This window comes from Flavobacterium granuli (assembly GCF_900129705.1).
GTDB classification, from domain to species: Bacteria; Bacteroidota; Bacteroidia; order Flavobacteriales; family Flavobacteriaceae; genus Flavobacterium; species Flavobacterium granuli.
The window spans coordinates 190,179-203,078 of record NZ_FQWO01000003.1 but is presented as its reverse complement, the minus strand read 5'-3'; the positions used below and the strand labels follow the sequence as shown (position 1 = coordinate 203,078).

The 12,900-nt window shown below is 37.3% G+C and carries 10 protein-coding genes; 6 read left to right on the top strand and 4 right to left on the bottom strand.

The window, feature by feature from the left end:
- Positions 1 to 7 precede the first annotated feature (7 nt).
- Positions 8 to 1,087 (top strand): HlyD family secretion protein, encoded by a 1,080-nt coding sequence (locus BUB25_RS05925; RefSeq protein WP_072941631.1) that lies wholly within the window; start codon positions 8 to 10, stop codon positions 1,085 to 1,087.
- A gap of 102 nt (positions 1,088 to 1,189) precedes the next feature.
- Positions 1,190 to 2,776, top strand: a complete 1,587-nt coding sequence (locus BUB25_RS05920) for a DHA2 family efflux MFS transporter permease subunit (protein WP_072942091.1) — start codon at positions 1,190 to 1,192, stop codon at positions 2,774 to 2,776.
- Between the two features lie 89 nt (positions 2,777 to 2,865).
- Here the strand turns inward: BUB25_RS05920 and yaaA are convergent, their stop codons facing one another.
- The gene (yaaA, locus tag BUB25_RS05915) at positions 2,866 to 3,624 is read right to left on the bottom strand and encodes a peroxide stress protein YaaA (protein ID WP_072941628.1); all 759 of its coding nucleotides are present in this window, start codon (positions 3,622 to 3,624) and stop codon (positions 2,866 to 2,868) included.
- A 232-nt stretch (positions 3,625 to 3,856) separates the two neighbouring features.
- Here yaaA and nhaA point away from each other — a divergent pair, with 232 nt between their 5' ends.
- From nhaA to BUB25_RS05900, 3 genes are all read left to right on the top strand, one after another.
- Entirely contained in the window at positions 3,857 to 5,035 is a 1,179-nt protein-coding gene (gene nhaA / locus BUB25_RS05910; RefSeq protein WP_072942089.1) for a Na+/H+ antiporter NhaA, read from the top strand.
- Positions 5,016 to 6,323 carry a TIGR00341 family protein gene (locus BUB25_RS05905; protein ID WP_072941625.1) on the top strand — a complete coding sequence of 436 codons (1,308 nt, stop codon included), beginning with the start codon at positions 5,016 to 5,018 and terminating at the stop codon, positions 6,321 to 6,323. The genes nhaA and BUB25_RS05905 overlap by 20 nt, the downstream gene beginning before the upstream one ends.
- 246 nt (positions 6,324 to 6,569) lie before the next feature.
- Positions 6,570 to 7,379, top strand: a complete 810-nt coding sequence (locus BUB25_RS05900) for a transglutaminase domain-containing protein (protein WP_106357479.1) — start codon at positions 6,570 to 6,572, stop codon at positions 7,377 to 7,379.
- A gap of 89 nt (positions 7,380 to 7,468) precedes the next feature.
- On the opposite strand, the gene BUB25_RS05895 is transcribed toward BUB25_RS05900, so the two are convergent.
- Entirely contained in the window at positions 7,469 to 9,940 is a 2,472-nt protein-coding gene (locus BUB25_RS05895; RefSeq protein WP_072941619.1) for a zinc-dependent metalloprotease, read from the bottom strand.
- A gap of 199 nt (positions 9,941 to 10,139) precedes the next feature.
- On the opposite strand from BUB25_RS05895, the gene mgrA reads away from it, so the two are divergent.
- Positions 10,140 to 11,129 (top strand): L-glyceraldehyde 3-phosphate reductase, encoded by a 990-nt coding sequence (gene mgrA, locus BUB25_RS05890; RefSeq protein ID WP_072941616.1) that lies wholly within the window; start codon positions 10,140 to 10,142, stop codon positions 11,127 to 11,129.
- A 41-nt stretch (positions 11,130 to 11,170) separates the two neighbouring features.
- Here the strand turns inward: mgrA and BUB25_RS05885 are convergent, their stop codons facing one another.
- On the bottom strand, positions 11,171 to 12,214 hold the full coding sequence (locus tag BUB25_RS05885) for an RluA family pseudouridine synthase (protein ID WP_072941613.1): 1,044 nt from the start codon (positions 12,212 to 12,214) through the stop codon (positions 11,171 to 11,173).
- Positions 12,204 to 12,821 carry a PASTA domain-containing protein gene (locus BUB25_RS05880; RefSeq protein WP_072941609.1) on the bottom strand — a complete coding sequence of 206 codons (618 nt, stop codon included), beginning with the start codon at positions 12,819 to 12,821 and terminating at the stop codon, positions 12,204 to 12,206. Before BUB25_RS05880 ends, BUB25_RS05885 begins: the two co-directional genes overlap by 11 nt.
- Positions 12,822 to 12,900 lie beyond the last annotated feature (79 nt).

Here is a 12,900-nt window from a genome sequence, read left to right as displayed (position 1 = left end):
ATTTCAGATGGCAAATAAACAAACCAATACCAAATTTATTATTATCCTATCCGCATTGGTCCTTTTAGGAGTTGCATACGGTAGCTATAAATACATTCATTCTTTATCTCATGAAGAAACGGATGATGCTCAAATTGAGAAAAACATGAACCCTATTATTCCAAGGGTTTCCGGCTATGTAAGCAAAGTGTATATAAAAGACAATGATTATGTAAAAAAAGGGGATACCTTATTTACGATCGAAAAGAAAGATTATCAATTAAAAATTGCCGAAGCAACTGCCGCTGTGGCTGCTGCCGAAGGAAACTTCGAAGTATCAAAAGCAGATATCAGTAGCGTATTAGCAAGTATCTCTGCATCGGATGCCAATGTGCAATCGGCCAGCGGAAATATCGAAACTGCTAAAATCAGATTGGGGCGTATCACCAGTGATTACAACCGTTACAGCAATTTGTACAAAACACATACCATCACGAAACAACAGTACGAACAAGCTTTGGCTGCCAAGCAGGAAGCCGAAACCCAAGTGCGCATCTTGCAACAGCAACAAAAAGCAACTGCGTATCAAAAATCGGTTATTGTAGCTAAATCTAAAGCTTCGGATAAAATGACCGAAGTGGCTGCTGCCAATATCAAAAAAGCCCAAGCTTTACTGGACGCTGCAAAACTAAATTTATCCTATACCGTTATCACTGCCGCGATTGACGGTCAGGTTTCCAAAATAGACATTCAACCGGGACAATTGGTACAATCAGGACAATCACTTTTTTATATCATAAACAATAACGAAGCCTGGGTTATAGCCAATTTCAAAGAAACCCAACTGAACAAAATGGTTATGGGACAAAAAGTGACCATAAAAGTAGACGCCTACCCTGATCATAAATTTGAAGGAACAATTACGTCCTTTTCTCCGGCAACCGGAGCTAAATTCTCTTTATTGCCTCCAGATAATGCAACAGGAAACTTTGTAAAAACCATCCAAAGATTACCGGTAAAAATAAGTTTGGATACTTCTAATGATGCCGAAAAAATAAAGTTGCTTCGTCCGGGAATGAATGTTTATGTAGATGTCCATTTAAATTAAAGTTGGAAGAATATAGATTAATGATTTTGATCAAACAAAATCCGGCCCACGCCTTTGCATCTTCAATTGGCAACAGCTAATCTGGAATCTAAATTAATTAAAATGACAACACAAACAGGAGAAGACGATTTAGTCGAATACGGCTTCAGAAGAGTTATCATCACCATTACAGCAGTGCTTTGTGCGATGCTGGAAATTGTAGATACCACTATTGTAAACGTAGCGCTTAACAACATGCGTGGTAGCCTTGGTGCCTCATTGACCGATGTCGCTTGGGTAATTACCGCTTATGCCATAGCAAACGTAATTATAATCCCCATGACAAGCTGGCTGTCACAGCAATTTGGACGACGCAATTATTTCGCCGCTTCGATCATTATATTTACCGTGGCTTCTTTCCTTTGTGGAAACGCAACGAATATATGGGAATTGGTCACCTTTCGTTTTATTCAAGGATTGGGCGGTGGTGCTTTATTAGTAACGGCGCAAACCATCATCACAGAAAGTTATCCCGTGGCCAAAAGAGGAATGGCGCAAGCCATTTATGGCATGGGGGTTATCGTGGGACCTACCCTCGGACCGCCATTGGGAGGTTATATTGTGGACCATTTTTCATGGCCTTATATTTTTTATATCAACATTCCACTTGGTGTTATTGCTACTATCCTAACCCTTGGTTTTGTAAAAAGTCCTAAATACGGTGAAAAACTGAAAGTGAACCAAGTGGACTGGTGGGGAATTTTTTTCCTGACTGCATTTATTGGTTCCTTACAATTTGTACTCGAACATGGACAACAAGACGACTGGTTCAACAATGATTTAATTGTACTTTTATCAGTTATTTCTTTGTTTGGATTGCTGTTCTTCATTTGGAGAGAACTCACCTACAAATATCCTATAGTTAACTTAAGAGTACTAAAAGATAGCAATTTACGAGTAGGGACTATTATGTGTTTCATACTGGGTTTTGGTCTATACGGTTCGACGTTCTTAATTCCTATTTACACCCAATCCATTTTAGGATGGAGCGCCTTGGATGCCGGATTATTATTAATCCCAAGTTCGATTACCACCGGATTGATGATGCCCTTCATTGGTAGAGCGATACAAAAAGGAATTCCGCAAGCTTATATGGTTGCAGCAGGATTTCTGGTATTTTTCATTTTTACGTTCTGGATGCGCAATATCATTACACCGGATACCGGAGCGGAACACATGTTCTGGCCGTTGATCTGGAGAGGAATTGGTTTAGGATTATTATTTGTCCCTATTACTACGCTTTCTTTGTCAACCCTCAAGGGAAAAAGTATTGGCGAAGGTGCTGCCTTTACGGGAATGATGCGTCAATTGGGAGGTTCTTTTGGAATTGCGATTATCACCACCTTTATTGCCCGTTTCAATCAGGAACATCGAGTAAATTTGATTTCTCATCTCAATAAGACTTCTTTTGAATTACAGCAAACGGTAAAACAATTGCAAATGGGATTCATGTCCAAAGGTTTTACTGCAAATGAAGCCTTAGACAAAGCTCATAAAGCGATAGAATATAAAGTGATCATTCAAGGAAATGTTCTTTCTTACATGGACATATTCATGTATCTGGGCATTTTATTCTTGTTGTGTATTCCTTTTATCCTTTTGATAAAAAAAGGAAAAAACAAAATCGACTTATCTGATGCGATGCATTAGACAAAAAAAAAAATCAATGACTAATTATTAAAAAAAACTCCGAATACACATGTATTCGGAGTTTTTTTTAAAAGATATTTTAAATTCAACTATCTGGTAAACACTAAATGGGTTCCTTTGGACAAATTAGCGTCAAATTGATATCCGCCATAATTAAAAGCCTTCAAATCATCAATCGTTTCTGCATTCGTATCGATGATATAACGCACCATCATTCCTCGGGCTTTCTTGGCAAAAAAACTGATAATTTTAAGTTTTCCATCTTTGTAATCTTTAAAATCGGGGGTAATAACCGGTACCTTCAAAGCTTTGACATCAATGGCCGAAAAATATTCATTACTTGCCAAATTGACAAACAATTCCCCTTCTTTGAGTTCCTTGTTTAAAGATTTTGTAATGGTAGGCTTCCAAAAATCGTATAAATTTTTATGCGTTCCAATAGGCATTTTTGTCCCCATTTCTAATCGATAAGCCTGTATCAAATCCAAGGGTTTCAACAAACCATACAAACCTGATAAAATCCTTAATCGTTCTTGCAAAAGCTCTAATTTATCAGTTGGAATGGAATACGCATCCAAACCGGCATAGACATCTCCGTCAAAAGTATAGACAGCTGGACGCGCGTTATCTGGGGTAAAAGGCGTTTTCCAATCTTGGTTGCGCTGCCAATTCAAATCCGCTAACTTATCCGAAATATGCATCAATTCCGCTAATTCCGCTGGCGCTTTTTGCTTAAGCACTTTCTGAACTGTTCTAGATTCTTTCAAAAATGAAGAATCCGTATATTGGGTGGTAGGCAATTCTTTTTCGAAGTTTAAAGACTTGGCCGGAGAAATTACAATTTTCATTTTTCATTTTTTGCTAAGGATTCAAAAGTACAAATTGAAACCCACATCAGGAAACATTTTCCTTTGCAGGAAATCAAAAAGTCGGATTTTCAGTAATAATACTGATTTCCCTAAGCAGCTTTCTAAGTATTTCGCTATTTTTGTGAATTCAATAAAATTCCATTTAAACTAAAAAATCGCATCAATAATTATTTTCAGATACAAATAATAGCTATTGATCAAAGAAACAAGTATGAAAAAAGCAATAAAAAGAATTTACAAATCAGATTTGTTCAAAGAATTTTTTGAAAACGAAAAATCAAGCGGACTTGTACTAATTGGCTGTACTTTAGTCTCTTTAATTTTGGCAAATTCAATTTTTGGAGAACAATACCAACATACTTGGCACAGTTTGTTTGCAGGACAAAGTATTGAATATTGGATCAACGATGGTTTGATGACAATTTTCTTTTTACTGATTGGTCTCGAACTGGAAAGAGAAATTTACCAAGGTGAATTGTCTAATATAAAAGATGCGTTATTGCCTATTTTTGCCGCTTTAGGAGGAATGCTTGTTCCTGCAGGATTGTATTTATTGCTGAATTACGGAACTGTGGCACATTCTGGCGCAGGAATTCCTATGGCTACAGATATCGCTTTTGCCTTAGGAATTTTATCCTTGTTAGGGAATCGCGTACCGCTGTCGTTGAAAATATTTTTAACGGCCTTGGCTGTCATTGATGATTTAGGTGCCATTATGGTTATTGCCGTTTTTTATACCAAAACTATATTATGGACAAATTTAGCTATCGCTTTGGCAGTTATGTTGTTCTTATTCATCCTTAACCGTATGAAAGTAAAAAGCCTGATCCCTTATCTTATCGGTGGAGTTGTCATGTGGTACTTCATGCTTCATTCTGGAATTCATGCTACGATAACAGGTGTTCTATTAGCCTTTGTTATTCCTTTTGGAAACGGAGACAAAAATTCTACTTCTTACAGACTTCAACATTTTTTACATAAACCGGTAGGTTTTTTCATCCTGCCATTATTTGCTTTGGCCAATACTGCCATTGTCATCAGCTCAGATATAGGAGAAACTTTGGCCCAACATTATAGCCTGGGAATCGCTTTGGGATTGATCGTAGGAAAACCGTTAGGAATACTATTATTCAGCTTTTTAGCCGTTTCTGCCGGATTCTGCAAACTTCCTGGCGATATGAGCTGGAAAACAGTGGCAGGAGTAGGTTTTCTGGGAGGAATTGGATTTACCATGTCCATTTTTATCACCTTACTGGCCTTTGATGACCAAACCATCATAAATAATGCAAAATTTGTGATTTTACTTTCTTCACTGATTGCTGGATTATGCGGTTTCTTCTTCTTAAAATTCAACCTGACTCACAAAATAGATGAGAGCACTAGTAAATAAATTATTCACTTATGTCAATCTACACAAAGGGGAAGAAGACAAGAACAAAGTACTAGAATCTGTTATTTCTAATATTTCATTTAGAGGATCTAATTTATGGATCTTGGCTTGTGCGATAGTTGTTGCCTCAGTGGGCTTAAATGTCAACTCAGCCGCAGTCATTATTGGAGCGATGCTGATTTCACCATTGATGGGGCCTATTGTTGGCGCCGGTTTTGGATTGGGTATATATGATTTTAATTTACTCAAAAGATCTTTAAAAAATCTGTTAGTAGCAACTATAGTAAGTTTGACGGTTTCGACAATCTACTTTTATATGAGCCCTTTTAAAGAGGCTTTACCTGAGTTGTTGTCCAGAACCTCGCCTAATATTTATGATATCCTGATTGCCTTTTTTGGCGGTTTGGTTGGAGCCATCGCAACAACTAGAGTAGAAAAAGGAAACCCCATACCGGGAGTAGCCATTGCAACAGCGCTCATGCCACCGCTTTGTACCGCAGGATACGGTTTAGCGCTTGGAAACCTGAAGTTCTTTTTTGGAGCGATGTACCTTTATTCGATAAACTGTGTTTTTATTTGTATTTCAACTTTCCTGATTGTGAAATACCTACAATATCCTATCAAAAAACAATTGGATGAAAAACATCAGAAGCAAGTAAAATACATCGTCACCAGTTTAATTTTGGTATTAATCCTGCCAAGTATTTATTTTGCTTATCAGTTATTTCAGGAAAAAAAATACCAGCATCAGATTAATGTTTTTACGGAAACTGAATTTACTGATAAGGGAATTGCCATTTTATATAAAAAAACGAAATTCAATGAAAGTCCTAAAAAGTTAGAACTTGGTTTTCTTTCCAAAAGGTACAGTGACCAAGAAATTAAAAACTTGAATGAAAAGCTAAAATCGTATCATATCAACAACACGAAACTATTGATTATACAAGATACAACGGATCTTAAAAGTGATATTCTTAATGAAATTAACTACAACAAATCAGTCTTAAGCCAAAAAGATGTTACCATATTGAACCTTAAAAACGAAATTGCTTCTAATAAGTATGAAAACAACGCTCTATTGGCAGAAATAAAAATATTATTCCCTGCGATAGAAAATATTTCGATAGCCAACCACACTTTTAATGAAGACACTGCCAATGCTAAAACGCTTCCTGTTTTACTCTACAAAAGCAAAACGGAGTTAGACGAAGCCTCTAAACAGAAACTGACACTCTGGCTACAACAACGATTGAAGAAAAAACAAATTGAGATTTATAGTCAAAAGTAAAAATAGTTTTGTTCTGATTTTCAGTTAAAATAAATGCGTTACAATTAGAAAAGTCACCATCCATAAAATTCAGGATTCTGACTTTTTTAGTTTATAAAAAACCCAAAATACAACACCCCACTATCGCTTCAAACAAGCGGCTAAAAATCGCTTTATCGTATATAATCGAATTTAAGCGTTTAAATTCCAGATAATTAACTTATTTGATTTAAATTTAAGCCATAAGAAATCCTTAAATTATAAAAAATGAGCAAACCTTTAAATTGGTATTTAAGGAGACATTCTTTATTGTATAAGATAAGGTTTCAGTTGGTTTCAAAAAACGTCTCTCCAATGCGTATTGAAAGTTTTTGCTATAACTCCATTAATCCAAAAAAAGACATTCCACTTATATATTTGCAACTCAATCCATCCATATTTCCTCAAGAAAAATCAAATCTCAATGATTTTAAAAAAGCCCTTAAAATAGCCAAATGGTTGCGAAACCAGGTAAAAGGAGGCCCCGGTTTAGGAAAATCCTCTGAAACAGCATTGCTAAAAATGATGAATGGCGAAGGAGGTGTTTGCAGTGATTTCTCTCAGGTCTACAACAACTTTTGTGTGGTAAACGATATCAAAGTAAGAGAATGGGGATTAAAAATTGTTTCTAAAGATGCCACAACTTCAGGCGGACATTCCTTCAACGAAGTTTACTCCAATGAACTCCAAAAATGGTTTATCATAGATGTCGCTAAATCAATCTATTTTTATCACCTGGACTCCAATGTACCTCTTTCTGTATTTGAGCTCCTTGATTTAAAAAAAGAAAACAAAGAAATCCAATTTTTTAATTTTAATAAAAAAATCACTCCAGACGATCAAAGAATCCAAAATCTATACCTGATTTCTAATTCATTTCCGTTTCTAATCACTAATTACTGCAATAAGACTTATGACTATTTCTTGAATAAAATGGCAGTTTTTCCCGAGTCCCTTATTCACGGCCTAGTTTTTTTATTGGGCAAAAGTTATGCTTTTGAATTCCCCGACAACAAACACAATACAAAAATCAATTAATCCTAAGGTGATCTTAAATCAATAGTTTCTAATTTAGAAAGTAACAAAAAATCCGCTTTGCAGCGGATTTTTTGTTATAAGCAATTCAATTATCTAGGATCCAAAATCTTTTCGATTCGCTTGATGCAATCTTGATAATGGTATTTGGTTTCCGCATTTATGGCACTATTTTTAGCCAGTGTTAAACTTGCTTTTAAGCTGTTCAACTCTCCTCTTACCAAAGCTCTGACATCCGATTGAGGTACACTATAATAACTGCTATTCCTATCAGACTTCAACTCCTCATTCATCAAAAATCCCATACGCTCCGTATAGGCACGTTGCAAATTCCTTCTGTAAATCGTAACATTCGAAGCCGTATTTACTTCTTTCCAGATTCCTTTACGCATATCTTGAAGTAAATCTAGAGCAGTGTAATTATTCGTCCCCACAACTTCAGCATCCATCAATCTGCCGATGCGTTCAAAACTCAACACATTGTTCAAATGTCTTACCTGCAAACTTCTGAATCGTTCCGTATATCCTGAATAGTCGATGTTTTTTAAGGTGGCTACATTAACCAACCATCCCGGTGAAGCAAAAGCGTTATTTTGTAGCCATTGCATCGCTTCCTGTTGTTTTGCTTTTGGTACAACATCATAGACACTGCCTTTTTGATTTGGTTTTTTTAAATTTTCATAAACACCACCCACATTGGTCACCACATGTCCTACATACCTACTCCAAACATCCAACATCTCTTTGTACAACTCATCCAAATCCTCATAATTATTAGTAACATCAGAAGTCCATTCTGATAAATGGGCTGCCACATATTGTAGGTTTTTAAGCCCGTAGCTACTTGCCTTCATCGAATTGTTACCAATATCTTCGGTTTGTGACGAAGGGTCAAAACTGCTGCTTTGTTTTCCAAACTTATACATAGGATCTCCGGATTTTTCCATTATCCATTGGTCCAAAATAGGCACTTCTGACTCTGGCGAAATAGCATTTGGAATCACACGATAGCCCCAATTTAAAGCATAATGATCGTAAGGACCCATTTGACGAATGAAACGAACACCTTTATCTCCAGGCTGGGCAATATAATTAAAACGGGCATAATCCATCAAACTGGCAGCAATTCCGTTTTTCTGAGTAAAGGCAGCATTTCTATAACTTTCGGTGTCATAAGCACAACTGGCTCCCATATTATGCGGAAAACCAAGTGCATGCCCTACCTCATGCGCAATAACAAAACGCATCATTTCCCCCATTTCTTCATCACTGGTACTCAAGGTTCTTGCCGAAGGATTTGCCGCTCCGGTTTCTAATAAATAACGATTTCTATAGGAACGCAGGTGGTTGTGATACCAAATCACATCACTCTCGATAATTTCTCCCGTTCTTGGATCAGTAACACTTGGTCCAACGGCATTTCGGGTTGTACTTGCCACATAACGTATTACAGAATAACGGATGTCTTCCGGACTAAAATCAGGATCTTCTTCCTTAGTTGGTGCATCTTTGGCAATAATCGCATTTTTAAATCCGGCTGTTTCAAACGGTTTTTGCCATTCTTCAATTCCTTGTTTGATGTATTTGCGCAATTTTTCAGGCGTAGCAGGATCCAAATAATAGACAATTGGTTTTATCGGTTCTACCAGTTCCCCTTTTGCGTAAGCGACAGGATCTTTAGGTTCTAATTTCCAACGGCGGATATAGGTTTTACTGTCTGATTTCAATTCGTTACTTCCATAATCAATTTGGTCCATGGTAAACCAACCCACTCGAGGATCAGCCAGTCGCGGTTTCATTGGCACTTCTGGCAACAAAATCATCGATTGATTCATTTGAATACTTATCGTTTCTGAATCTTCTTGAACTGGCGGTTTAGAGGCATTATAGGTAAAATCCTGAATCACTTCAATATTCATAGGAAAGCTTTTCATCGTATTGATAAAACTACGGGAATCATCCATTCCTTTGACTTTATACGTTTCTCTGATAGCCGCTGATAAACCACTGATCGCTTTTACATCTGAGCTGTAAAATTTAGTCACATCAATGACTGTATTTGCTGAATCCTTGCTAAAGGCTGCGATATCAAAAGCAAATAATGTAGGCTCATAATTGTTGGATTTCACCGAAATGCTGATAGGCAAACTATCATTGGCAACGGCATTGAAGGATTTTATTTTGATCAGGATTTTATCCTGAAAGCGCTGCCAAACAATTAATTGTTCATTAGTTTCAGAACCGGCATTTACATATCCGCCGCCCAAATTAGATGGCAGTTTAGACAAACGACTCACCAGAAGCATATCCTTCCCCAAAAGATTATTAGGTATTTCGAAGAAGTATTTCTTATCTACTTTGTGAACCGTAAATAATCCTTCATCAGAAACGGCATCTTTAGTGATTACTTTACTGTATTCCTTAATGGTGCTTTCCGGTTTCTTTTCGGGAACAGCCACAGCAGTATCTGTTTTCTTGGCTTTCTTCTTTTTAGATTGGGCAAACTGGCTTGTAGGCATCAATAAAAGCGAAGCTACTGCGGTCAAAATGAAAAACTTCTTCATTTATTATATTTTAATGGTTATAGGTAGCCAAAAATAATTTTTAGTGTCTCAAATCCAGTTATTTGTCAATGTTTTAACTAATAATTAACAAATTAAAAATCATTGTTGAAAAAAGTTAAAAACGCGCCAACTTAGTTCGAATTCCTTAAATTTGGATTTTTAGTTTCAAAAAAACACAAACCTACAATTCAAGCCTTTTATGGAATACCAACCCAATACAAACCGTTACAGTCAAATGCAATACCGCCGTTGTGGCAATAGCGGCATACAACTTCCGGCAATATCCTTAGGCCTATGGCACAATTTTGGTCATCTGGACGAATTCGAAAATAGCCGTGCCATTTTACAAACGGCTTTTGACAGCGGAATCACCCATTTTGACCTTGCCAATAATTACGGACCACCACCGGGCAGTGCCGAAAAAGTTTTTGGAAAAATACTGCAAGAAGATTTTGACGGCTACCGCGATGAAATGATTATTAGCACAAAAGCGGGTTATACCATGTGGGATGGCCCTTATGGCGATTGGGGCAGCAAAAAATACTTGGTTGCCAGTCTGGATCAAAGCCTCAAAAGAATGGAATTGGATTATGTGGATATTTTTTACCACCATCGCCCGGATCCCAATACGCCATTGGAAGAAACGATGGCTGCATTGGATCTTATTGTCAAACAAGGAAAAGCTCTTTATGTAGGCTTATCTAATTATCCCGCTGCCGAAGCCGATAAAGCCATTCAAATTTTAAAGCAATTGGGAACTCCTTGCCTGATTCATCAACCCAAATACTCGATGTTTGTGCGCTGGGCCGAAGAAGAGCTACTCGATGTACTCGAAAAAGAAAAAGTGGGTTGTATTCCTTTTTCTCCTTTGGCACAAGGGCTTTTGACTAATAAATATCTGGACGGAATTCCTTCTGATTCCAGAGCAGCCAAAGCTCATGGTTATTTACAACAAACAGATGTCACCGAGAGTCGTCTACAGCAAATCAAAGAATTAAACGAAATAGCAATCCAACGCAATCAATCTTTAGCACAAATGGCGCTGGCTTGGCTTTTGAAAGATCCACGCGTGAGTTCGGTACTGGTGGGCGCCAGCAAACCGGAACAATTAGCAGATTCTCTTTTATGCTTAAAAAATATTGTTTTTAGCCAAGAGGAACTAAACCGCATAGAAAAAATAATAGAATAAAAAAAAATCCCCTCACGATATTTATCGCGAGGGGATTTACTTTACTCTTCTTCGTCGGTACTATGGGATTTAGAATATCCTCTCCATTTCTCAATGCAATCTTGAAAATCTTGTGGCAGTTCCGTATCAAAACGCAACATTTCACCAGTGGTAGGATGTACAAAACCTAAAGTTTTGGCGTGCAAAGCCTGTCTTGGCAAGGCTTTGAAACAATTGTCTATAAACTGCTTGTACTTAGTAAACGTAGTTCCTTTTAAAATTAAATGACCGCCATAACGCTCATCATTAAATAAAGGATGCCCAATGTGTTTCATATGGGCTCGAATCTGATGTGTTCTTCCCGTTTCCAGTTGGCACGAAATCAAAGTCACGTACCCAAAACGTTCCAATACCTTATAATGAGTCACAGCCGGTTTTCCTATTTCAGGATCGGCAAAAACAGCCATTTGCATGCGGTCTTTCAGATGACGGGCTAGGTTGCCTTCGATTGTTCCTTTCTCTTCAGCCACATTCCCCCAAACCAGGGCAATGTATTCTCTTTCGGAAGTTTTAGCTTCAAATTGCTTGGCTAAATGTGTCATCGCGGCTTCTGTTTTGGCAATCACCAATAAACCAGAGGTATCTTTATCAATTCGATGAACCAGTCCGGGACGTTCGCTGCTGTTCATTGGCAAATTATCAAAGTGATAGGCCAAAGCATGCACTAAGGTTCCCGTATAATTTCCGTGTCCGGGATGTACTACCATTCCTGGTTGCTTGTTAATCAACAACAAAGCATCGTCTTCATAAACGATATCCAGTGGAATATTCTCGGGTATAATATGATTTTCATAAGGTGGATGCGTCAACATCACACGAACCACGTCAAAGGCTTTTACTTTGTAATTCGACTTTACAATGGCGTCGTTTACAAAAATATTTCCTTCGCTGGCAGCATTCTGAATTTTATTTCTAGTGGCATTCTGAATTAACCCCATCAAATATTTGTCAATTCGCAAAGGCGCTTGCCCTTTGGGAACTTCAAATTTAAAATGCTCGAATAATTCTTCTTCTTCTAAGTCAATCGACTCTACATTATTGTTCATTTGGTAATTCTTCTGTTGGACTAGCAATGCTATCCGTTCTTATATCCTCTTCATAACTTGCTTTTCCGTCTCCTAAAACCAAATCAATTTTAGACGATTTCAAAACCTTATCTCCGGGTTTAATATTCCTTCCTTTGAAACGCATTTCCAGAACCATGTCTTTTCCTAGATTAGGAATATAGGTAATTGTACCTTCTTCTAACCCTAATGCTCTTAGTGTTGGCACTGCTTCACGATAGGTTTTCTCAATCAAATCCGGAACTTTTACTGATGAGAATCCGGAACTGTTAATTTTTATATATACCTTTCTTCCCACTTTCACTTTCGCACCCGGCAAAGGATCTTGCTGTACAACAGAATATTGCGGAAAATCACTTCTGTAATCCACACTGTCCAACAGCACATAAGAAAGATCCAAAGCGTCCAATTTTTCTTCCACTTGTTCCTCTGTCAACTTGCTCAAATTAGGCACTGAAATCTCATTGCCATGATCTGTGGTAAAAGTCAGCCAATGCATAAAAAGGTATCCCAATACGGCAATTATCAAAAGCGCAAGAAATACTTGCGTCAGAAACACACGGCTGACAAGATATTTACGTAAACTCATAAATTTATTTTTATAATCGCACAAAGATATAGCTAATTCGTTTCAAAAAAAATGATAATTTTGTTTACAATTCGTTTTA